The 21,923-nt window shown below is 63.7% G+C and carries 23 protein-coding genes and 1 other RNA gene; 15 read left to right on the top strand and 9 right to left on the bottom strand.

The window, feature by feature from the left end; all coding sequences use genetic code 11:
• The first annotated feature begins 3 nt into the window (after positions 1-3).
• Both JHL16_RS24395 and JHL16_RS24390 read left to right on the top strand, forming a co-directional pair.
• Entirely contained in the window at positions 4-1,596 is a 1,593-nt protein-coding gene (locus JHL16_RS24395) for a zinc-binding metallopeptidase family protein (protein ID WP_200187506.1), read from the top strand.
• 64 nt (positions 1,597-1,660) lie between these two features.
• Positions 1,661-2,128 (top strand): copper chaperone PCu(A)C, encoded by a 468-nt coding sequence (locus JHL16_RS24390; protein WP_200187505.1) that lies wholly within the window; start codon positions 1,661-1,663, stop codon positions 2,126-2,128.
• Between the two features lie 200 nt (positions 2,129-2,328).
• On the opposite strand, the gene fmt is transcribed toward JHL16_RS24390, so the two are convergent.
• The 3 genes from fmt to JHL16_RS24375 all read right to left on the bottom strand — a co-directional run bounded on the left by fmt (position 2,329) and on the right by JHL16_RS24375 (position 4,161).
• Positions 2,329-3,240, bottom strand: coding sequence for a methionyl-tRNA formyltransferase (gene fmt, locus JHL16_RS24385; protein WP_200189530.1), 912 nt, complete (start codon positions 3,238-3,240; stop codon positions 2,329-2,331).
• A gap of 19 nt (positions 3,241-3,259) precedes the next feature.
• On the bottom strand, positions 3,260-3,781 hold the full coding sequence (def, locus tag JHL16_RS24380; RefSeq protein WP_200187504.1) for a peptide deformylase: 522 nt from the start codon (positions 3,779-3,781) through the stop codon (positions 3,260-3,262).
• A 107-nt stretch (positions 3,782-3,888) separates the two neighbouring features.
• Positions 3,889-4,161 carry a hypothetical protein gene (locus JHL16_RS24375; protein ID WP_200187503.1) on the bottom strand — a complete coding sequence of 91 codons (273 nt, stop codon included), beginning with the start codon at positions 4,159-4,161 and terminating at the stop codon, positions 3,889-3,891.
• Positions 4,162-4,300: 139 nt separating this feature from the next.
• Between JHL16_RS24375 and ffs the strand changes: the two genes are divergently transcribed.
• The 4 genes from ffs (at position 4,301) to recR (ending at position 7,107) form a co-directional block, all read left to right on the top strand.
• Positions 4,301-4,397: signal recognition particle sRNA small type (ffs, locus tag JHL16_RS24370), an RNA gene on the top strand.
• Positions 4,398-4,458: 61 nt separating this feature from the next.
• Positions 4,459-6,177 carry a DNA polymerase III subunit gamma/tau gene (locus tag JHL16_RS24365; protein ID WP_200187502.1) on the top strand — a complete coding sequence of 573 codons (1,719 nt, stop codon included), beginning with the start codon at positions 4,459-4,461 and terminating at the stop codon, positions 6,175-6,177.
• Positions 6,174-6,497 (top strand): YbaB/EbfC family nucleoid-associated protein, encoded by a 324-nt coding sequence (locus JHL16_RS24360; protein ID WP_200187501.1) that lies wholly within the window; start codon positions 6,174-6,176, stop codon positions 6,495-6,497. The genes JHL16_RS24365 and JHL16_RS24360 overlap by 4 nt, the downstream gene beginning before the upstream one ends.
• Before the next feature lie 7 nt (positions 6,498-6,504).
• Positions 6,505-7,107, top strand: a complete 603-nt coding sequence (recR, locus tag JHL16_RS24355) for a recombination mediator RecR (RefSeq protein WP_137855774.1) — start codon at positions 6,505-6,507, stop codon at positions 7,105-7,107.
• Positions 7,108-7,128: 21 nt separating this feature from the next.
• Here recR and JHL16_RS24350 read toward each other — a convergent pair whose 3' ends face one another.
• The 3 genes from JHL16_RS24350 to JHL16_RS24340 form a co-directional block, all read right to left on the bottom strand.
• Positions 7,129-7,455 (bottom strand): hypothetical protein, encoded by a 327-nt coding sequence (locus JHL16_RS24350; protein ID WP_200187500.1) that lies wholly within the window; start codon positions 7,453-7,455, stop codon positions 7,129-7,131.
• Between the two features lie 77 nt (positions 7,456-7,532).
• Positions 7,533-8,039: an isoprenylcysteine carboxylmethyltransferase family protein gene (locus tag JHL16_RS24345; RefSeq protein WP_200187499.1), complete on the bottom strand. Its 507-nt coding sequence runs from the start codon at positions 8,037-8,039 to the stop codon at positions 7,533-7,535.
• A gap of 5 nt (positions 8,040-8,044) precedes the next feature.
• Positions 8,045-9,085 (bottom strand): type III polyketide synthase, encoded by a 1,041-nt coding sequence (locus JHL16_RS24340; protein ID WP_200187498.1) that lies wholly within the window; start codon positions 9,083-9,085, stop codon positions 8,045-8,047.
• 178 nt (positions 9,086-9,263) lie between these two features.
• Here JHL16_RS24340 and JHL16_RS24335 point away from each other — a divergent pair, with 178 nt between their 5' ends.
• The gene (locus tag JHL16_RS24335; protein ID WP_200187497.1) at positions 9,264-10,010 is read left to right on the top strand and encodes a sulfite exporter TauE/SafE family protein; all 747 of its coding nucleotides are present in this window, start codon (positions 9,264-9,266) and stop codon (positions 10,008-10,010) included.
• Between the two features lie 33 nt (positions 10,011-10,043).
• Here the strand turns inward: JHL16_RS24335 and JHL16_RS24330 are convergent, their stop codons facing one another.
• Together JHL16_RS24330 and JHL16_RS24325 are read right to left on the bottom strand one after the other, a co-directional pair.
• Entirely contained in the window at positions 10,044-10,976 is a 933-nt protein-coding gene (locus tag JHL16_RS24330) for an EamA family transporter (protein ID WP_200187496.1), read from the bottom strand.
• Positions 10,973-13,288, bottom strand: a complete 2,316-nt coding sequence (locus JHL16_RS24325; RefSeq protein ID WP_348647276.1) for a penicillin acylase family protein — start codon at positions 13,286-13,288, stop codon at positions 10,973-10,975. Before JHL16_RS24325 ends, JHL16_RS24330 begins: the two co-directional genes overlap by 4 nt.
• Before the next feature lie 165 nt (positions 13,289-13,453).
• Between JHL16_RS24325 and JHL16_RS24320 the strand changes: the two genes are divergently transcribed.
• Positions 13,454-13,855, top strand: coding sequence for a hypothetical protein (locus tag JHL16_RS24320; RefSeq protein WP_200187495.1), 402 nt, complete (start codon positions 13,454-13,456; stop codon positions 13,853-13,855).
• A gap of 222 nt (positions 13,856-14,077) precedes the next feature.
• Complete coding sequence (locus tag JHL16_RS24315) at positions 14,078-14,950, top strand: lysophospholipid acyltransferase family protein (RefSeq protein WP_200187494.1); 873 nt, start codon at positions 14,078-14,080, stop codon at positions 14,948-14,950.
• A gap of 18 nt (positions 14,951-14,968) precedes the next feature.
• Here JHL16_RS24315 and moaA read toward each other — a convergent pair whose 3' ends face one another.
• Positions 14,969-16,000: a GTP 3',8-cyclase MoaA gene (gene moaA / locus JHL16_RS24310; RefSeq protein WP_200187493.1), complete on the bottom strand. Its 1,032-nt coding sequence runs from the start codon at positions 15,998-16,000 to the stop codon at positions 14,969-14,971.
• Positions 16,001-16,195: 195 nt separating this feature from the next.
• Between moaA and JHL16_RS24305 the strand changes: the two genes are divergently transcribed.
• From JHL16_RS24305 to JHL16_RS24280, 6 genes are all read left to right on the top strand, one after another.
• On the top strand, positions 16,196-16,903 hold the full coding sequence (locus tag JHL16_RS24305) for a DUF1194 domain-containing protein (RefSeq protein ID WP_200187492.1): 708 nt from the start codon (positions 16,196-16,198) through the stop codon (positions 16,901-16,903).
• Positions 16,903-17,820: an ornithine cyclodeaminase gene (locus tag JHL16_RS24300; protein ID WP_200187491.1), complete on the top strand. Its 918-nt coding sequence runs from the start codon at positions 16,903-16,905 to the stop codon at positions 17,818-17,820. Before JHL16_RS24305 ends, JHL16_RS24300 begins: the two co-directional genes overlap by 1 nt.
• Before the next feature lie 11 nt (positions 17,821-17,831).
• The gene (locus tag JHL16_RS24295) at positions 17,832-19,094 is read left to right on the top strand and encodes a M24 family metallopeptidase (RefSeq protein ID WP_200187490.1); all 1,263 of its coding nucleotides are present in this window, start codon (positions 17,832-17,834) and stop codon (positions 19,092-19,094) included.
• An 80-nt stretch (positions 19,095-19,174) separates the two neighbouring features.
• Positions 19,175-20,320, top strand: a complete 1,146-nt coding sequence (locus JHL16_RS24290; RefSeq protein WP_200187489.1) for an iron-containing alcohol dehydrogenase — start codon at positions 19,175-19,177, stop codon at positions 20,318-20,320.
• 213 nt (positions 20,321-20,533) lie between these two features.
• A complete protein-coding gene (locus JHL16_RS24285; RefSeq protein WP_200187488.1) occupies positions 20,534-21,151 on the top strand; it encodes a dimethylsulfonioproprionate lyase family protein in 618 nt (205 codons plus the stop codon).
• A partial coding sequence (locus tag JHL16_RS24280; protein ID WP_200187487.1) for an alpha/beta hydrolase occupies positions 21,148-21,923 on the top strand: 776 nt, incomplete at its 3' end. The genes JHL16_RS24285 and JHL16_RS24280, both read left to right, overlap by 4 nt.

Raw genomic sequence — 21,923 nt, 5'->3', positions numbered from 1 at the left:
AGAATGATCTCCGCTGAAACCCGGACCGCCTTTGCTTTCGTCGATGAGCGGCAGCCCGATTGGTCGCAATGGAATTTCCATATCTGGTCGCTCGCCGAGACGGCGTGGCGCGAATATCGTTCCGCCGAATGGTATGTGGCGCGGCTCAGGGCCGAAGGTTTCACCGTCGAGGAAGGCTCGGCCGGCATGCCGACCGCTTTCTCCGCCACCTGGTCGAACGGCAAGGGCCCGACCGTCATGGCCTATGCCGAATATGATGCCGTGCCGGGCAACTGCCAGGTCGCCGACACTTATCGCGCGCCACGCAAGGGCCTGTCGCGTTTCGCCGGCGGCCATACCGATCCCCATTCGGCGCTGGGCATGGGCGCATTCGTCGGCGTGCTGGCGGCCAAGGCGGCAATGGAGAAGCACGGCGTCACCGGCACCATCCGTTTCATGGGGGAGCCGGCCGAGAAGGTGAGGGGATCGAAGCCCATTCATGCCGCCAAGGGTTATTATGACGGGCTCGACGCTCTCCTGTCCTTTCATCCCTTCTACATGCTGCCTTATTGCAACACCTGCCGGTGGGATACGCATTGCGGGCCTTACTACGCAGCGATCTATGAATTCCTGTGCGAGCGGCCGGAGACCTGGCTGGCCGATGCCGTGAAGGGACCGATCCCGGCCGCCCATACCGCGGCCCGCGCGCCCGGCGCCAATGATGCGGTCGTCGCCATGTACACGCTCTCCAAGATGATGCGCGACCATATGCTGCCCCATACCGGCACCTGGACGCTGAATGAGACGATCCTGGCGAGCGGCCAGGCGACGGCCGACAATCTCGCAGCCCAGATGGCGCAGATCATATATGCCGCGCGCACCCCCGACCGGGCCATGCTGGAGAACATCTTCTCGGTGCTCGACCGCAATGCCGAGAGCGCCGCGCTCGCCGCCCATTGCACGGTGCGCAAGCATTGGGTGTCGAAGTCGCGGCCGGGTCTTGCCAACCATGCGATGGCCGATGTCACCTATCGCAATATGGAGCGGGCGGGGGCGCCGCATTATGGCGCCGATGCGATCACGGTGGCGCAGGCGATCCAGAAGGAGCTGAAGCTCGCACCGATGGACCGGCCTTTCATTGCCGAGATCGAGGAGCTCATCGCGCCGCAAGAGGCCGAGCGCAAGATCCGTCAGACGATTCCGGCCTGGCAGACGCATTATACGTCCGACGACTACACCGACATGACCTGGCATGCGCCGGCGGTGCGCTTCTATGTCGGCCGCGCCACGTTGAAGGCGCCGGCGGGTTTCGCCTATCCCGACTGGGTGATGAATGCGCTGGGCGGCATTCCCGCCACCATCGATCCGACCGTCAAGACGGCGGCGAAGACCATTGCCGGCACGATGCTCGATTTGATGATGGATAAGGATGCGCTCCAACGCGCCAAGGTTGAGCATGCCGAGCGTCTCGCCAAAGCCGGCGACGTCGCCCCGTGGTGCGACTATGCGCCGCCCATCGAGTTCCCATGGCCCGAATATGTCGAGACGCCGCGCGGACGCGAATGGTGGATTCCTGCCACGCAAGAGGACCGCAGGCTGGCGGCGCGCGACCGTTAGCCGCTCCCGTCCTTCCATAATCGTGCCCATATCGCAGCAGCATATTCCGGGCACGAGGTGCTTCATGCGCAGTCTGATCTTAGAGCTTGCCGCCGCTATCGGCCTGACCATTGCCGCCGCCGTCTCATTCGTGACGGCCGCACATGCTGGTGACATGATGGTCACCGGCGCCTATGCGCGCGCCTCCGCCACGCCGGCCGCCAAAGCGGGCGCCCTCTATTTCACCATCCGCAATGACGGCGATGCTGCCGACAAGCTCACCGCGGTCCAGACCGACGCGGCGCAGATGGCGATGCTGCATGAGAATGTCGAAGAGAACGGCGTGGTGAGCATGCGCCATGTCGAGGCGATCACCATTGCGCCGAAGGCGACCGTGACGCTCGCGCCCCAAAAGATGCATGTGATGCTGACCGGCCTCAAGGCTCCTTTGAAGAAGGGCGAGCGTCTCGCGGTGACGCTTACGTTCGAAAAAGCCGGTGAGGTCAAGCTCGAAGTGCCGATCGGCGGTGTCGCCGCCGACGGGCCCGAGTAGTCCGGATCACGGATTTTTCCCGATCATGCCGATACAGGGAATTCCCTGTATCGCGCGTCGGAAATACAGGGAAGGAACAGGGATTTACAGCGAATTACAGGGAAAATTTTTGGATCCCTGTAATCGTGCCCAGCCGGAACCTCCCGCCTGGAATTCTCCAATTGCACAATTGCGCCCGCGATTGCCAGAGGATGAATAAGCTACCCGATCACGGTTCCCTTCGGCACGGAGAAGCCGCGCAGGAATTCCTCGGTCCCCATGGCGCTCTTGCCCTCACGCTGCAGGCTGAGGAGGCGGACCGCGCCGTCACCGCAGGCGATGGTGAGCTTGTCGTCGATCACCTCACCGGGCCGACCCTTCCCATCCACGATTTCGCAGAGATGGACCTTGATGCGGAAGGTGCGGCTTTCCTGATCGAGCAGGAACCAGGCGCCGGGAAAGGGCGCCAGCCCATGAATATGGTTGCGTACGTCCGATGCCGGCTTGCCGAAGTCGATCTCGCTCTCGGCCTTGTCGATCTTTTTGGCATAAGTGACGCCGGCTTCGGGCTGAGGCCGGCATTCGAGCGCGTCGCCCGCGAGCTTCTTGAGCGCCTCGACCATGAGGCCCGCCCCCAGATGCATGAGGCTGTCATGCAGGCTGCCGGCGGTGGTCGTGGCCCCGATAGGGCCGCGGCCCGTGAGGCACATCGGTCCGGTATCGAGGCCTTCCTCCATGCGCATGATGGTGACGCCGGTTTCCGCATCACCCGCCATGATGGCGCGCTGGATGGGGGCGGCGCCGCGCCAGCGCGGCAGGAGCGAGGCATGGACGTTGAAGCAGCCGAGGCGCGGTGCGTCCAGGATCGGCTTGGGGAGCAGCAGGCCATAGGCGACGACGATGGCCGCATCGGCCCGGTGCGCGCGAAACCGCTTCTGCTCCTCCTCGCCCTTGAGGCTCAGAGGTGTGTGGACTTCAAGATTGTGGGTGAGCGCATAGTGATGCACCGGCGTCAGTTTTTCCGCCATGCCGCGACCCGCCGGGCGCGGCGGCTGGGAATAGACCGCGACGATCTTGTGGCCGGCGTCGAGAAGGGCGGCAAGCGTGGGCACCGCGAAATCCGGCGTGCCCATGAAGACGAGCCGCAACGCCTCAGGCTCCGCTGCGGGCAAGCTTCTGCGCTTTGGTGAATTTCTTCACCACCCGGTCGCGCTTCAGCTTGGAAATATAGTCGATGAACAGGACGCCGTTGAGATGATCGATCTCATGCTGCACGCAGGTGGCGAGCACCCCCGAGCATTGCATCTCCTTTGCCTCGCCCTGGCGGTCGAGGTAGTGCACCGTGACCTCCTTGGGCCTGGTGACCATGTCGAAGAATTCCGGGATCGACAGGCAGCCTTCCTCGTAATCCGACTCTTCCGGGCTCGACCAGGTGACTTCCGGATTGACCAGGAACAGCGGCTGCTTCTCCTCGCCTTCTTTGGAGATATCGATCACCACCACGCGCCGGGGAACCCCGATCTGGACCGCGGCGAGCCCGATGCCGGGTGCCTCATACATGGTCTCCAGCATGTCATCCATGAGCTTGCGCGTCGCCTGATCGACCGCTTTGACCGGTTTGGAGACGGTGCGCAGCAGGGGATCGGGCAGGATGATGAGGTCACGTTTGGCCATGCCGCTCAGATAAGCGATGGCCGGGAAGGGGTCAATGCGCCGGTTCCCGAAACGTAAAAGCCCTTCCCGGCGGCCGGAAAGGGCTCATGTATCACTTGTGGCCGCGTTCAGGCGCAGCGCTTCACATGCTTCGCGACATTGGTCTTGATGCAGGAGGGCGCCGGGCCTGCCGTCGGCGTCACCGTCGGTTCAGCCGCAGACCCGCCGGCCGAGGCGCTGGCCTGAGCCGCTTCGGCCCCGCAGCGCTTCACATGCAGCGTCACATTGGTCTTGATGCAGGTTTCGGCGGCTACCGCCTTGGACGACTGGGCCGAAATACCGGTCTGCAGCAGGATGGCCGCCGCGCCGGCGACGGCAAGTCCGAGTATGGAAAGTTTCATTGTAGTCCCCTGTTGATTGGCTCTTAAAGCGCCGCACTTGCGGCAGGATAGCAGGCCTTTGTGACGGTGAGTCAACTGGGTTCCCAGGTTAAATCCGACAGGCTTGCCTTTTGCCTGACGAGGCCCGATATAGGCGGCGGGAGGTTGGCGGCGGACGTGTCGCTCGCCAACCGGGTCAGGTCCGGAAGGAAGCAGCCCTAACGAGTTTGGTACGGGTTGCCCGTCCAGCCTCCCGCCTTGAGCGCTTTCCAGAAGTTCTCAAGAAAACGCCCTTGGAACAGACCGGCAGGCTCGCCAGTGACCGAAGAAGCAAGCGGCGCGAGCGCCCACGGTTATCGCGTTCTCGCCCGTAAATACCGCCCGCGGACCTTCGCCGACTTGATCGGCCAGGAGGCGGTGGTGCGCACGCTGTCCAACGCCTTTGCGACCGGCCGCATCGCCCAGGCCTATATGCTGACGGGCGTCCGCGGCGTCGGCAAGACCACCACCGCGCGGCTGATCGCCCGCGCCCTCAATTATCCGGGCGGCCCCTCGATCGATATGCCGGAAGTGACGCCTGATTGCGAGGCGATCCTCGAATCGCGCCATATCGACGTGATCGAGATGGACGCTGCCTCCAATACCGGCGTCGATGATGTGCGCGAGATCATCGAAGGCGTGCGCTACGCCCCGATCCAGGCGCGCTACAAGGTCTATATCATCGACGAAGTCCACATGCTGTCGAAGAACGCCTTCAACGCGTTGCTGAAGACGCTGGAAGAGCCGCCGCCGCATGTGAAGTTCATTTTCGCCACCACGGAGATCCGCAAGGTTCCGGTCACCATCCTGTCGCGCTGCCAGCGTTTCGATCTGCGCCGCATGGATGCCGAGGTGCTGATGCAGCTCTTCGCCAAGGTGGCGAAGGCGGAATCGGTTGCGATCGAGGATGACGCGCTGCGCATGATCGCGCGCGCTGCCGAAGGTTCGGCGCGTGATGGCCTGTCGCTGCTCGATCAGGCCATCGCCTATGGCAGCGAGACGGTGAAGGCGACCGAGGTCGGCGCCATGCTGGGCCTCATCGACCGCACCCGCGTCATCGAGCTCTTCGAGGCCGTCATGGCGGGCGACGCGGCCGCCGCCATCAAGGAGATCGAGACCCAGCACGAGGCGGGCGGCGATCCCCATACGATATTGAGCGACCTCGCCGACTATGTGCATTGGGTGACGCGCCTCAAGGTGGCGCCCAAAGCATCGGGTGATGCATCCCGCAGCGAGACCGAGCGCCAGCGTGGCCAGGAGCATGCGGCCAAGATCTCGATGCCGCATCTGACCCGCGCTTGGCAGATGCTGCTGAAGGGTCTCAAGGAGATCGAGCTTCATTCCGATCAGCTGATGGCGGCGGAAATGGTGCTGATCCGGCTCGCTTATGCGGCGGGCCTCCCCTCCGGCGATGATCTGGTGCGGATGGTGCGCGAGGGAGTGCCGGCGCCGCGCGAAGCGCGGCCGGCGCCGCGTGTGGAGCGCGAGCCCGACAATGGTCCGCCGCCGGTCGATTATGGCCAGCTGGCGGTCGCGTCCGAACCCGCAAGCGAGCGGCCGCAGGAGCGCAGCACCGAAACGCGGCCCTTTGCGCATCTGAGCGATGTCGCCGCCTATGTCGGCGAGAAGCGCGACATAAGGCTCAAGAACCAGATCGAGAATCTCATGCGGCATATCCGCGTGAGCCCAGGCCAGATAGAGGTCGCGCTCGAGGCCTCCGCACCACCGGGTCTCGTCAATGAGCTCGGCCGCAAGCTCAATGAATGGACCGGCCAGCGCTGGATGGTGCTGGTCTCGCGCGACGGCGGCGAGAAGCCGCTCGCCCAGCAGCGCCAGGACAAGAAGGATACGATCTATCGCGAGACGCGCGAGCATCCCGATGTCCAGGCGATCCTCAAACGTTTCCCCGGTGCCGAGATCGTCGATGTGCGCGATTTCGAAAGCGCCGTCACCCCCGTCGATGACATGCAAATTGAGAAGGACACGGACGAGCGATGAAGAATCTTGGCGCCATGATGAAGCAGGTGCAGGAGATGCAGAGCAAGATGCAGGACATGCAGACGAAGCTCGGCCAGATGACCGTGACCGGCCAGTCGGGTGGCGGCCTGGTGAAAGTGACGCTCAACGGCAAGGGCGTGCTCACCGCGACCGATATCGATCCGAGCCTGCTCAAGCCGGAAGAGAAGGAGATCCTCGAGGACCTCATCGCCGCCGCCCATGCCGACGCCAAGAACCGGGTCGAGCAGCAGGTCGCCGAGGAAATGAAGGCGATCACCGGTGGCCTGCCGCTGCCGCCTGGATTCCAGCTTCCGTTCTGATCCGTCCATGCGGCGCACCACCGGCCCCGAAATCGAACGTCTGATCCAGGTCCTGGCCAAATTGCCGGGGCTTGGCCCGCGCTCGGCGCGCCGCGCCGCTTTGCATCTGATCAAGAACCGCGAGAAGCTCCTGATTCCGCTCACCACCGCGATGGAGGAAGCGCGCGACAAGGTGACGGTCTGCTCCGAATGCGGCAATGTCGACACCAGCGATCCCTGCACTCTGTGCCACGACCCGCGCCGCGACAGGAGCGTGATCTGCGTGGTGGAGGAAGTGGGGGACTTGTGGGCATTAGAACGCGCCGGTGCCTGGAGCGGCCTCTATCACGTGCTCGGCGGCACCTTGTCGGCGGTGGAGGGCATTCGCCCCGAGGATCTTTCGATCGCGCGCCTGGTCGAGCGGGCCGGGCATGAAGGCGTCAAGGAGGTGGTGCTTGCCGTCAATGCCACGGTCGAGGGCCAGACGACGGCGCATTACATCATCGACCGGCTCAAGGACCTCAATATCGCGACTTCCAGGCTCGCCCATGGCGTGCCGGTCGGCGGTGAGCTCGACTATCTCGACGAAGGCACGCTCACTCAGGCGATGCGGGCGAGACGGCCGTTTTAGGTGCCGGTATCTGAAGGCCGATCAGAACGTTCCGAATATCGCGCGACGCATGCCGTCACAGAACTCCTTGGTCGGCGGCGTCTGGCTACTGATCTGGAATGTGATCGATCTCATGAGCTCGTTCAGATCGCTAGGATCGAATTTCGCGGTTTGCGCGCCGGAGATCACCAGATCGGTCAGCGCCGCGACCTCCGGGCCGGAAAAGCTGACATATCGCGATCGGCAATCCACGGCACGCAATCGCCAAGCTTCCATCAATACCACTAATCTCTGAGCCGGGCTGTATTCGGCGTGAGCTGGAGACGTGCTTGCCAGCAACAGAACACAGCCCATTACGGCCTTCCACATGTGTGGCCTCCCGTGTCGGTGCAGCCACATTGGATGCCGTCTGGTCTGGCTTGTCAACGTCTTGGCTGAAATCGGCCTCAGCTTTGCGGCGTCGATGCTTCCCTGAACGTCTCTTCTTCCACCCGGATGCGCCAATAGAGGATCGCGGCATTGATGAGGGTGCCGGCGAGCGCATACCAGAACATGCCGAACACCATCGGGAGCACGAAGATCTCGAGCGCCACCACGAGGTAATTGGGGTGGCGCAGGAAGCGGTAGGGGCCGCGTGCGACCAGCGGCTCGCCGGGCAGCACGATGATGCGCGTCGTCCAGCGTTCGCCCAAGGCCGCCACCACCCAGCCGCGCATCGCCTCGATGGCGAGGAAGATGAAGAGCCAGGTCCAGTTGACCGGATTGTCGCGCGCCAGGATCCACAGGCCGATGAGCCATGCGGCGTGGAAGACGACGATCACCCAGTAGTGGCCGCTGCCCGCCTCATAGGCGCCGCGCGCCAGGAGCTTCTTGGTGTTGCGCTGGGCGATATAGAGCTCGACCAGGCGCTGCAAGGTGACGAGCGCGAGGATCGCGATATTGAGCCAGATCACGATGGTCAGCTCACCATCGTGGCGAAGCTCGAGGTGAAGCCGGGACCCAGTGCGCTCACGAAGCGCCGGCCGGTGAAGGGTTTCTTCAACGCCTCCTTCAGCACGAACAGCACGGTCGGCGCCGACATGTTGCCGTGATCGGCGAGGACCTGACGCTCGATCTCGAGCGTGCCCTGGTCGAGATGGAAGACCTGCTCGAGCGCCGAGATCACCTTGGCGCCGCCCGGATGGAAGACATACTGGCCGATATCATCGACCGCGAGGCCATTGCGGCTGAGGAAGCCGTCGGCGGCGGCGCGCAGCTCCTGGGTGACGAAGTCGGGGATACGCTGCGAGAAAATGGCGCCGAAGCCCTGCGGATCCATGCGCCAGCCCATGATGTCGAGCGTGTCGGGCCAGCTATGCTCGCCGGAGAATTCGATGGCCGCGAGACCATCCTTCTTCTTGCCCGACAGCACGCAGGCCGCAGCACCGTCACCGAACAGCGCGGTGGCGATGATGTTGGATTTGGTCATCTCGTCGGGGCGGAAGGCGAGGGTACACAGCTCGATGACCACCAGCAGGACATTGGATGCCGGCGTCTGGGCGAGGCGGGCCGCGAGCGAGAGGCCGGTCGTGCCGCCGGCGCAGCCCAGGCCGAAGACCGGGATGCGGCTCACATTCTTGTGGAAGCCCATATCGTGCATGACCCGCGCCTCGATCGAGGGCGTGGCGACGCCGGTGGAACTTACCGTCACGATCGTATCGATCTCGCCCGCCTCCATGCCGGCCTGCGCGAGCGCTTCGCCGGCCGCCTTGCGGAAGAGGTCGGTGGCCCCGTCGATATAGGCGTCGGTCCGCTCCGGCCAGCCCTGCTCGGCACGGAACCAGCTATAGGGCCTGACCGACTGGCGCCGCCTGATCCCGGTATTGGCGAATACCGGCATCATGCGCTCGAAGTCCCGGTGGCGACCGGCGAATATCCGCGTCGCTTCCTCGATGACGTCTTCGGTGCGCAATTCGAAGGGGGGACTTGCGGTCGCAACGGCCATCAGCTGGCTGCGCATATATGCCTCTTTCTCAATAGGTTGGTGCAGCGATTCCCGGCCTACTCTAGCGGAAAGTTTTGCCGACGCCACATCTCTCATACGCTTGGCAAGCATGGCTTCTTGCGTCTTTTGTCAAAGTTTATCTTTGACAGGAAGCACTTGGAAAATCAGGGTAAACCGGATGGGTTGGGAGGAAATGGCGCTATTGTTCGCGGGCGGCGTATTGGCCGGCTGCATCAACGTGCTCGCCGGTGGGGCGGGTTTCATGACCTTTCCCCTTCTGGTTGCCGCCGGCATGTCGGAGATCGAGGCCAATGCCTCGAATTTCGTGGCGCTGCTGCCGGCCAATGTCGCGAGCCTCTATGGCTATCGCCACGAATTGCGCCGCCCGACGCTCCATCTCAAACCCAGGCTGGCGCTCGCCGGCATCGGCGGCGCTCTGGGCTCGCTCGCTTTGCTGGGGCTGGGCGAGGCGTCCTTCCGTATCGCCATTCCCTGGCTTCTGACTTTTTCGACGGTCTCCTTCGCGCTCGCCCCCACGATCAAGCGCTGGCTCGAGCAGCGGCATAATTTCGACGGCAAGCGCTGGCTGTGGCTGTCCTTCGCGCTCGAATTCATCGTCTATGTCTATGGCGGCTATTTCGGCCTCGGCATGGGCGTCGTGCTGCTCGCCCTCTATGCGATGTTCGGCCATGAGGACATCCATGAGGCGAATTCCATCCGCAACGCCACCATCACCCTCATCACCCTGATCGGCATCGCGCTCTTCGCCCATGCCGGCGTCATCCGCTGGCTGCCCTCGCTCGTCATGATGGCGGGTGCCTTTCTCGGCGGCTATCTGATGATCAAGGTGGCGCGTGCCGTGCCGCAGCATTGGGTGCGCTGGGGCATCCTCGCCTGGAGCATCACGCTGACGGCGATTGCCTTCTGGCGCTATCACTAGATCACGATGAGTTTGGGTTGAAGCAACCCAAACTCATAAACGTGATCGATTCTTAAGATAAGCGCGGGATTTTTGCGAAAAACCGGCATCCACTTTTTCGCATCCCGCGCTGATCTTCATCTCTCGAATGAGCGCATAGATGCCGGAGATGACGATGAGTGCGATGCCGAGGAACACCCAGCGGTCGGGCATCTCGCCGAAAACGAAGACGCCGGAGATGAGGGCGAAGATCACCACCGTATAGCGATAGATGGCGGTGGACGCGATGTCGCCGAGGCGGATGGTGAGCACCATCGCGACATAACCGATGGTCAGGAAGCTGCCGCCGCAGAAGATGATGAGGAGATGGCGGGGGCTGGGCACGATCCAGTCCTCGAACGGATAGAGCGCCAAGCCGCTCAGCATCACGATGAGCGCGTTGCCGAAGGCCACGATCATCGTCGGCACGTCGATGGTGAGCTTGCGGGTGAAGATATCGCGCAGCGCCACGGTGACGATGAGGCCGAGCGAGAGACCGTCATAGAAGGTGAAGCTCGCCGGCGACGGCTTGACGATGAACAGCACCCCGGTGAGGCCGACGAGAATGGCGAGGATGCGGCGCGGCCCCACTTTCTCGCCGAGGAACAAAGCGGCGAAACCGATCACCAGCAGCGGCACCACCTGCATGATGGCAGTGAGATTGGCGATCGGCATGTGCATGAGGGCGGTGATGAACAGCAAGGTGCCGGCCATGTCGCTGAGGCTGCGCGCCAGGATGGTGCGCTTGAAGGCCTGGGCGGCATGGATGAGGACACCTTGCTTGATGCAGACGACGGTGATGATGGCCGTGGCGACCATGCCGCGGATGAGAATGATCTCGCCGACCGGCACTTGTCCGGCGAGGAGCTTGGTCATCGTGTCGCCGGCGGTGAAGCTGGCCATCGCCAGGATCATATAGAGGCCGGCTTTGAGGGCGTGGTCGCTCACATGGGAACCAGGTCGATGACCGTCTCGGTGGCAGCCTCCACCGCCGCCGGGCTGAAGAGCAGGGGGACATAGTCGCCCTTGGCCCACAGCGCGGCCAGGTCGGCATAATGCGCGGAGGCGGGATCACCCGATTGGCCGGGCGTATTGATGCAGAGGCTCTTGTCCCAGTCGCCGACATCCATCACCAGGCGCACCGAGGCGCCGGAAGCGACCCGCCAGTCGGCGACCCGCGGGCTTGTGTTCATCGGAGTCGAGTTGTCGCCGCCCATGAGGAAGGGACCGACGGTGAAACCTTTCTCGGTGACGGCAGCAACCGGGCTGCGGAACAGCATCTGATGCAATTGGCCCCAGCGCCATCGCGACGGATCGGGGCCTATGAGGTCCAGCGCCTCGCGCCAGGCGCTGGCGAGCGATGCCGCCATCACGGGCGCCAGCTGCGCGCTGTTGCCCTCCAGGACGGCGAGAAGGGCATCGGCATGGCCGATTCCGACGAGGTTCAAATGACTGCCGAGCTCAGGCGCCAGGGCCGCTATGGTGGCGGGCCGCAAGTGCTTGAGCCACCACAGGCCGTAAAGCGCCGCCGCGGCGCTCTCGGCGTTCATGTCACCGTTCCAGTCGAGGATCAGCGCGCGGGCCTGCCGCGCTCCGGCGTCCGTTGGTGAAAGGGGCGTCAGCAGACGCTGGAGCCTCAGCGCCGGGATCGAGCGGATGTCGGTCTGCAGCCCTTGGGAATGCGAGAGGTCATGGACGGATATCCGGCTGAGGACTTCACGGATACGCATCGCCCGCGCCCCTGAAGTCCATTCGAAGCCGACCGGTCTGGCCTGATGGTCCCAATCCGCCGGCAGGTTGAACTCATTGGCGGTGGCGACGAAGCCGATCTCGGGATCGATCAGCCTCGGCATTTCGGTGCGATCGAGATTGTCCTTCCATTCGAAGCCGCCCGACCCCGGCACCGGTAGCATGCCGGACCAGCCGGTCCGGCGCGGCACATAGCCGGCAGGCGTCCAGGCGATGTGACCGTCGATATCGGCATAGGTCTTGTTGACGGAAGGGGTCTTCCAGCGCGCCAGCGCCTGGTCGAATTCGGCGAAGTTGCCGGCCCGCATGGTGGACAGGCTGGCGAGATAGGGCGCGGCACCGGGTTCCGCCCAGACCGAGCGCACAGCGATGGCCAGCGCCTTGCCGGGATCGGTGAAGACCACCGGCCCGTGGCGGGTGAAATAGTGGGTCTGCTCCTGGGGCTCCGAGCCCTTGACCTCGAAACGTTCGACCCTTGTGGTCATCCGTTCGAAACTGTCGCCGAAACGATAGCGCAGCGGGTCCTTTGGATCGGTCTCATAGATATAGACGTCTTCCTGGTCGGCATCGAAAATGGTGAGGCCGAAGGCGATGCGCTCATTGTGGCCGATCGAGATGCCCGGCAGGCAGGGCTCACCGGCGCCGATCGCTTCGATGCCCGGCCCCGAGAGATGCGCGAGATACCTGATCGAGGGCAGGCTCAGCACCCGATGCGGATCGCTGGCGAGGATGGGCCGTCCGGTGGTCGTTTTGCTGCCATGCACGACCCAGCTGTTCGAGCCTTCCGGCTGGCTGTCGCGGGTCACGCCGAAATCATCGAAGATCGACCAGCGCCAGGCATCTTCGAGCCGTGCCGCCAGCCTTTCGCGCGAGAAGGAGACCGGCGCGCTGGCGAGCCTGAGGCGATCGATGATCCGGGCGGGAATCCGCGCCAAATCGATCCGGCCCGGATTGTCGAGGGGGAGATCGGGCAGGCGCTCCTGGCGCAAACGATCGGCGTCGTCCTGGCCGGCCGCCAGCAGAACCGCGCGGGCGATCTCGGATTGTGCATTGGCGGTGAGACCGTGGCTCCTGACGCGGACCACGTCTTCGGCCGCCCAACGCTCCGGCTTCGTGCCCATCACGGTGAATTCGGGCGGCAGCGGCGCTTGTTTCCTGTCGATGGCGGCGATGAAGGCGTTGATGCCGCCGACAAAGGCGGTGCAGATTTCCTGCGCATCCTCGGCATAGGAGCGCCATTCGGCCGCCATGTCGCCGCGATAGAGAAACAGCCGCGCCGCCTGGTCCTGGGCCAGATAGCCCGGCCCGAAATCGGCGGCGAGCAATCCCAGGCCGCGCTTGCGCCACAGATCGATCTGCCAGAGGCGGTCGCGCGCAATGTTGAAGCCTTGCGCGAAGAACAGATCGGCCTTGGTTTCGGCCTTGATATGTGGGATGCCCCAGCGGTCGATCAGGATGCGGGCCGGCTTTTCGAGGTCCGCCAGTTGAAAACGCACTTTTTTCGTTGTCACGTCAAATCACCGCCAGGATCAAGGAGGATAGGCTTGCTGCGAATTGTCAGTCAATTTGCCGGACATCCTGGTCAGAGAACAATGGGAAATAAAGAACCATCTGGCACAATTCCTGCGTGCGGGAAGGCGTGATGGACCATCCTGGTACATGGGTGGGCTGCTGTCTTGAAGAATGTCGGTTTTTGGAGCGCGGGTACTAGGTTGACGTCGATGGTGGCGAGTTTCCGGATGTTTGGCGGTATGGTCATGGCCCTTGCCTTGATTTGCCTGCTTGGCTTCGAAACTTCGGCGCCGTCCGCGGCGCAAGGGACTTCCACCTTAACGGCGCAACTCGTCGTAGCGGCCGAGCCCGACCATGTGCATCGCGGCGACGGTAAAGAGCATCACGACAAGGAGGGAGCGCAGACTTCCTGCTGCACCTCCGCCGCCTGTTCCGGCGCGGGAGTGATGTCGACCCCGGCGTCGTTGTTCGTCAAGCCGGCCTCGCTTGCCTGCCGGGCCATGCCGCTCGACCGGCTGATTCCCTTCGAACAGTCACCCTCCGAGAGACCTCCCAGAGCCGCATAGCATCCGACGCGCGCATCGTTTCGCTGCGCGCGAGATCGCTATGTTCTTGGAGGCTTTGCCATGTCCGAATTTGCAGTCCCTGCAAACACTCCGCCTTGCCTGAGGCGCGGAGCGCTACCCGATACCACGACCAATATCCAAGTTTCCGATCCTCAAGACGCACGGATCATCACGCGTCCCGCGCCCACGGTTGATCGCCAATTATTCGGCCTGGCCGACCTGTTGGCCCTCGGTGTGCTCGCGGCAACGCCGGTCGCGTCGCTTCTGCCCGCCCGCCAGCTTCGTGCCGCGGCGGTGCGCCTGGCCGAGCTGTTGCCGGCCGGTTTCCGCCAGGAGGCTTCGCTCGAAACCTTTGTCGCTCTGGGTGGGCTTTCGCGTGACGAGGCGGCTGCTCTCCGCCGCCGTCAGCTCGCACAGAAGCTGACGTCCCTTGCTTTCTTCCTCAAGCAGCTCGGCGGCAGTTCAGTCTATGAGATCGCCGTGGAAGGAAGGGAGCATGTCGCCGAAGCCCTTGCCGGCGGGCGTGGCGCCGTCATCTGGATCGCCGATTTCGTCTTCGCCAGCGAGGTCGTTCGCCAGGCCTTTCACGAGCTGGGGCAGCCTCTGACGCATGTGATCCGCCCCGAGCACGGTTTTTCGTCGACGTGCTTCGGCGTGCGGTGCCTCAATCCGGTTCATATGAAGGTTGGCAGGCGCCATGTGCGGGAATTTGTCGTCTTCGACCGCGACAGGCCCGATGATGCGCGCCGCAGACTGGAGCAGCGGCTCGGCGAGAACGGACTTATCTCACTCCTCGCCTGTGCCTATGAAGGACGGACGCTCGTTCGGACGCCCTTCATGCGCGGGAAACTCCAACTGGCGACTGGTGCTCCGGCGCTCGCCTTCAAGATGGGCTGTCCCATCCTGCCGGTCTTTACGCGGCCGTCGCCGGAGGCGCCGCATTTCACGGTGAGCATCGGCAGCCCATTGATGATGAGCGGTACGGACCGCCGAGCGGCAATAATGGAAGCGACGGAGGACTTCGTCGCGCGGCTCGCCCCTTGCGTCGGGACTCACCCCGAACTGTGGCGCGGCTGGTCTTCGCTGACGGAATGAAACGGGGTGTCGATCGGCTCAGCCGCCCGTCACGCTCATATGGCGCGACAAAGCCGGCTTGTTGTGCCGGCGGTCGATGATGAAGTCATGGCCCTTGGGCTTGCGAGAGATCGCTTCGTCGATCGCCGTATTGAGGAGATCATTGTCGTCGGACGCGCGCAGGGGGGCGCGCAGATCGGCGGCGTCCTCCTGGCCGAGACACATGAAAAGGGTACCGGTGCAGGTGAGGCGCACGCGGTTGCAGCTCTCGCAGAAATTGTGGGTGAGGGGCGTGATGAAGCCGAGCCGCCCGCCGGTCTCCTTGACCTCGACATAACGTGCCGGGCCGCCCGTCTTGTAGGGGATGTCGGCGAAAGTGAACTGGTCCATCAATTGAGCGCGCAGCACCGACAGAGGCAGATATTGCTCGGTGCGGTCGCCGTCGATGTCGCCGAGCGGCATGGTCTCGATCAGGGTGAGGTCCATGCCCTCGCCATGCGCCCAGCGGATCATTTCCGGGATCTCGTCGTCATTGACGCCCTTGAGCGCCACGGCATTGATCTTGATCGCCAGCCCTGCCTTCTGCGCCGCGGCGATGCCGTCCTTCACCTTCTTGAGATCGCCCCAGCGGGTGATGGCACGGAATTTCTGCTCGTCCAGCGTGTCGACCGACACGTTTATGCGTCGGACGCCATGGTCCACGAGCTCCGTGGCATAACGGGCGAGCTGGCTGCCATTGGTGGTCAGCGTCAGTTCCTCGAGCGCGCCCGCTTTCACATGCCGGCCCAGATTTTCGATCAGCGACATGACATTGCGGCGCACCAGCGGCTCGCCGCCGGTGAGCCTGATCTTGCGGACGCCGCGCCCGATAAAGGCCGCGCAGACGCGCTCGAGTTCCTCGAGCGTCAGCAGGTCCTTTTTGGGCAGGAAGGTCATGTCCTCCGCCATGCAGTAGACACAGCGGAAGTCGCAGCGGTCGGTCACTGACACGCGCAGATAGGTCACATGCCGGCCGAAGGGGTCAACCAAAGCCGGCCCGGAAACGACAGGGCGCGTGACGGGCGTATTCATGCCCCAGATGTCGGGCTTTGGCGGCCTCTCGTCAAGTCCACCAGGGTCACACCCGCCATGAGCCTGGAGCCGACCAGCGGCCGCCGCCCGGCTTTGTCAGCAGCAGGAAGGGTGAGCGCTTTGCGTCTTTACCCGGCCGCAAAGCTGGCCATAAGATTACGTGGCTGGTGGCATTGGCCGCGAATCGAGGTTCTGATGCCCATACGTCGTCTGCTGGCGCTTTTGTGCCTGCTGCTTGGCCTTACCTGGGTGGCCGGCCCCGGCCGCACCCCCCTTTATGCCCAGCAGCCCGAGGTCGACCTGGCCCTTATCCTCGCCATCGATTGCTCCTTCAGCGTCGATGCCAATGAGTTCCGCCTGCAGATGCAAGGGCTCGGCGATGCCTTCAGGCGCCCTGAGGTCAAGGAGGCGATCACCAAGGGGCCGAACGGGCGCATCGCCGTCCTCGCCATGCAATGGTCTGACGAGGCCAATCAGATGGTGATCATCCCCTGGATGATCATCGCGAATGAAAAGGACGCCGACCGGCTGGGGGCCTCGCTCGCCGAGATCCCGCGCCGCCTGGCCGAGGGCGGCACCTCCATCTCGATGGCGCTCGAATATGCCGCGGCACTTTTCCCGCAGGCGCCGCCGAGCCTGCGTCAGGTGATCGACGTCTCTTCCGACGGGCGCAACAATATCGGCCCGCCGGTCGCTCTGTCGCGCAACAAGGTGGTCAAGATGGGCATCACCATCAATGCGCTGACCATCCTCAATGAATGGCCGACGCTCGATAAATATTTCGAGGAGAATGTCGTCGGCGGTCAGGGTAATTTTGTCATCCCGGCAGACGACTATGCGGCCTATACCCAGGCGATCTATAAGAAGCTCCTGCGCGAAATCACCGGACCCGGAATCTCCTGATGCGATTTGTTTCTGCCGAAGACGTCCACCGCCTCTGCGCCTGGACGAACCTTTGTGATGCCTTGGCGGAAGCCCATAAGGGCCCGGAGCCCAAGGTCGATCGCTCCGAGATCCATTGGGAGCGGGATGGGCACCGGGAGACCTATTTCAACCTGCCGGCCTGGCAGCCGGGCGTCGCCATGGGAACCAAGGTGGTGACGGTGTTCCCGGGGAACCGTGATCTGCCGGCGGTGCAGGCGCTCTATCCCTTGTTCGATGGGGCGACCGGAGAGCCGCTGGGCGTGCTGGACGGAACGGCGCTGACCTATCGCAAGACGGCCGCCGACTCCGCCTTGGGATCGCGCCTTCTGTCCAATCCGGACGCCCGCATCCTGCTGATGGTCGGCGCCGGCAGCCTCGCCCCCTATCTGATCGATGCGCATCGGGCCATCCGTCCCGGGATCGAAAAGGTCTATGTCTGGAACCGCGACCGCGCCAAGGCCGAGAGACTGGCGCATGAGGTAAAAGGGCGGATCGCCGATGATCTGGAGGATGTGGCCGGCAAAGCGGACATCATCAGCTGCGCCACGTCCGCGACCGTGCCGGTGATCAAGGGCGCATGGCTCAAGCCCGGCGCCCATCTCGATCTCGTCGGCGGCTTCACGCCTGAAATGCGCGAATGCGACGACGAGGCGGTGCGCCGCGCCCGGCTCTTCGTCGACAGCCGCTGGTTCGCCATCGAACAGCCTGGTGATTTGGGCGATCCCTTGCGCCGCGGTGTGATAACGCGCGAAGATATCGAAGCCGATTTGTTCGAGCTTTGCCGCGATGGATATGACGTCAAGCGCCAACCCGATGAAATCACGCTGTTCAAGAACGGCGGCGGCGCACATCTCGATCTGTTCACGGCAATGTTCATCTGGCGCAATCTGAGCTGAGAGGAAAATCAATGGACGTGAAGGTCTTCAGTGATCCCCGCAAGCCGGCCTATCTGAACTTCGACGCCGGCAGCAAGCCGCTGAAGGACCCGATCAGCCCCGCGACTCTGGCGCGCGTCAGGGCCTATCGCCATGGCCGCATCAAGCAGAAGCTCGTCGAGCATGATTGTGCGGCCATCCTGGTCTATGACCCGCTCAATATCCGCTATGCGACGGACTGCTCGGACATGCAGATCTGGACCATGCATAATCCGTCGCGATACGCGCTGATCTTTGCCGATGGTCCCACCATCTGTTTCGAATATGCGCAAGCGCTGCATCTGGCCGAGGGCCTGCCGATGGTGGACGAGGTCCGGCCCTGCACCAGCTGGTTCTATTTCGCGAGCGGCCCCCGATTGACCGAAAGCGCCGGCAAATGGGCCGACGAAATCGCCGATCTCATGCGCCAGCATGGCGGCGGCAACAAACGCCTCGCCGTCGACAAGATAGAACCCTTGGGCGTCGATCTCCTGCGCGCCCGTGGTTTCACGCTGGTCGAGGGCCAGGAGCTCACCGAGACCGCGCGCATGATCAAGTCGCCCGACGAGCTGGAGCTCATGGGCTGGACGATCAAGGTCTGCGAGGCCGGCATGTGGCGCATGCGCGAGAATTCGCTGCCCGGAAAATCCGAGAACGAGGTCTGGGCCGAGCTTCATTACGAGAACATCCGCAATGGCGGCGAATGGATCGAGACGCGGCTCCTGGCGATCGGCGAGCGCACCTATCCGTGGTTCAAGGAATGCTCCGGCCATGTCGGCAAGGAGGGCGACATGCTCTCCTTCGACACCGATCTGATCGGGCCTTACGGCTATTGCGCCGATCTGTCGCGCGCCTGGACCGTCGGCCTCGTCAAGCCGAAACCGATGCAGAAGGAGCTTTATGCCTTCGCGCTCGAGCAGATCATGCACAACTGGTCGATCATCAAGCCCGGCATGAGTTTCCGCGAGTTCAACGACAAGTCATTGCGCATGCCGGAGGAGTATCACGAGAACCGCTACGGCGTGGCGCTGCACGGGGTGGGGCTTTGCGATGAGTATCCATCCGTGCCGACCCATGTCGATATGGACAAGGGCAAAGGTTATGACGGGGTCTTCGAGCCCGGAATGTGTCTGTGCGTCGAAAGCTGCACCGGCTCGAAACGCGCCGGCGAGACGGTGAAGCTCGAGATCCAGGTCGTCGTCACCGAGACCGGCACCGAGCGGCTGGACAATTTCCCCTTCGAGGATTGGGTGTGAGGCCTGTCGCGCTCGCTTTGTGAAAAGGTGAAGCGGTTTGACGCTTGATCGCCCGGGAATGCCTATCTAGAGGCATAGGCATGCAAAGCTTCTCTCTCGCCCCGGTTCCTGAAATCGCTTTTGGCAATGGCCGGTTGGCCGAGTTGCCCGGCCGCGTCACCGGCTTTGCCGGCAAGGGGACGGCGGTCATGATCATTGCCGATCCGGCGATGACCGCATCGGGCGTGGCGCTCAAGCTCGTCGGCCTTCTGGCGGAAGCCGGCCATGCCGCGAGCCTCTATGACGGTTTCAAAGGGGAACCCAAATACAGCGACATCGACCGCGCCGCCGCCATGGCGCGGGAGATCCACGCCAGAGTGGTGATCGGGCTGGGCGGAGGCACGGCGCTCGACACGGCGAAGCTCGTCGCCGCCTGCGCCGTCTCGGGCCTGGCGGTCGAAGCCTATCGGTTCTGTGAGACAGCGTTGCCTGCCGATCCTCTGCCGCTCATCGCAGTGCCGACCACGGCCGGCACCGGGGCCGAAGTGACGCGCACGTGTATTTTCACTGACAGGGAAGGCCGGAAGGTCTGGGCCTGGGGCACGGAGCTCAAGCCGATGTTGGCGCTGCTCGATCCGGAGCTGACCGTGGGCGTACCGGCCGCCGTTACGGCGGCTACCGGTCTCGACGCGCTGGTTCATGCGATCGAGGCCTGCACCAACCGTAACCGGCATGCCGCCAACGATCTCTATTGTCACCAGGCGATCATGCTGATCTCGGGGGCGCTGGAGCGGGCGGTGACGACGCCGGGCGATCTCGAGGCCAGGGGAGCCTTGTTGCTCGGCAGCTGCTATGCCGGCATCGGCATCGACAATTGCGGTACGGCGCTGGCGCATAATATCTCCCATGCCATGGCCGAGCTGGCACCGGTTCCACATGGACGGGCAACCGGACTGGCCATGCTGGCCACGATCGACTGGGTCAAGGACGGCAATCCGGAGGCTTTTGCCGAAGTGGCGCGATCCATGGGGGCCGACGGAAATGTGGCGGGCGCCTTCGAGGGGCTGGTGCGGCGCTCGCGCATCAAGGTCGATTTCGCGGGCGATGGGCTCGAACTCGAGCGGCCGGAACTCCTGGCCGAGCGCATGGCGTCGGCTGCCCATGCGCCCATGCGGCGGAACACGGTGCGCGATGTGAGCGATGCCGACCTCTTGCTGCTGGCGAAGAATGTATACGCCCTCCGATGACGGGCGAGGGGCGCGTGCCGTTAACCGACCGGCGCGAATGGCGTTTCGGAATCGACGCAGAATGGACAAAGTGCCGATCCGATCCGGGTGGGCTTGGATCGGGTCACCTGGGAACGCTTCTGCCTTTGGTGATGTATGGGTGTGGAGTCTGAGAACTGGGACGCGATCGGGTGGATATCGCTTTATCCGATCCGCGTTGTTGGGGGCGGGTAGTTGAACGACAACATTTACGGTCCCGCCATCTGGGTCATCGACACCATCCGCACGTCGCTCAAGGGCGAGGGAGCCGCTGAGGTCAAGGCGCGCCTCGCCGTTCAGGACCTGTCGCCGGCAGCGGCTATCGATCCAGGCTCGCGCCGGCTTCCCGCCACGCGCCATTTCGCCGAATGCGTTGCGACATCCATGTTCCTCGTTCCCGAGGTCGCCGCCGCGCTCGCCGGGGTCGACGAGTTCCTGCATTGGAAGCAGAATCCGAACTACTCCGACGACGTGATGGGCGAAGGCTATATGGACAACTACGCCTATGCCGAGATCGTCGGTCCCGACGGATTCTTTCCCGGCGATGATTTCCTGATGGGGCTCCTGCTTCTGGGGCCGGGGCGGCTCTATCGCGATCACTGGCATAAGGCGCCGGAGCTTTACTGGCTCCTGACCGGCCCGAGCGATTGGCGCAAGGACGCCGGCGCCTTCACCCGCCGTTCCCCTGGGGAGACGGTCTGGCACCCGCCGCGCATGAGCCATGCAACCCGTACCGATGCCAGCCCGTTGCTCGCCGTCTGGGCGTGGACGCGCGATGTCGGCTCACCCGCCCGGCTGGTGGAGGGCGCATGAGCGCCGGCCTGATTCCCGTTCTGCGGCTGGCCGCCATCGCCGCCATATCGCTCTATCTGCTCGCCGCCCTCTTCATGTATGCGAGCCAACGGAGCTATCAGTATTTTCCCTCTCATCGGGGATTGTCGGCCACCGCCGCGGGCCTCGTCGGCGTGGCGGATCTGAGACTGGTGACCGAAGACGGCGAAACGTTGCAAGCCTGGTACACGGTGCCGAAGCCGGGAAGGCCGGTCATTCTCTATTTTCATGGCAATGGCGGTGAGATATCTGGCCGAAGTGAACGGTTTGCCGCCTATCAGGCCGGAGATTTTGGCGTGCTCTTCGTGTCCTATCGCGGCTATGGCGCGAGCTCCGGAAAACCCTCGGAAGCCGGATTGGTGAAGGATGCCCGCGCCGCCTATGACTGGCTCATCGCGCAAGGGGTGAAGTCCGAGACGATCATGCTGGTGGGCGAGTCGCTGGGCAGCGGCGTCGCGGTGCAGCTTGCCGCCGAGCGCCGGGTCGGCGCGGTCGCGCTCGAGGCGCCGTATTATTCGGCCGCCGATATCGCCGCCGCGGCCTATTGGTGGCTGCCGGTGCACTGGCTCATGAAGGACAGGTTCGATTCATTCGCCTTTATCGGCCGGGTCCACGCGCCGCTCCTCGTCATCCATGGCGACCAGGACCATGTCATACCCATCGCCGAGGGCCGGAAGCTCTTCGCCGCCGCCAACGAGCCCAAACAAATGGTCGTCGTCCCGGGCGGTACCCACGGCACGATCTTCTCGCCCGA

The organism is Taklimakanibacter albus, from assembly GCF_016595235.1.
In the GTDB taxonomy this organism is placed as follows: Bacteria; Pseudomonadota; Alphaproteobacteria; order Rhizobiales; family Aestuariivirgaceae; genus Taklimakanibacter; species Taklimakanibacter albus.
Note: the sequence above shows the minus strand (reverse complement) of the source record. Positions and strands in the feature narration are given on the sequence as shown.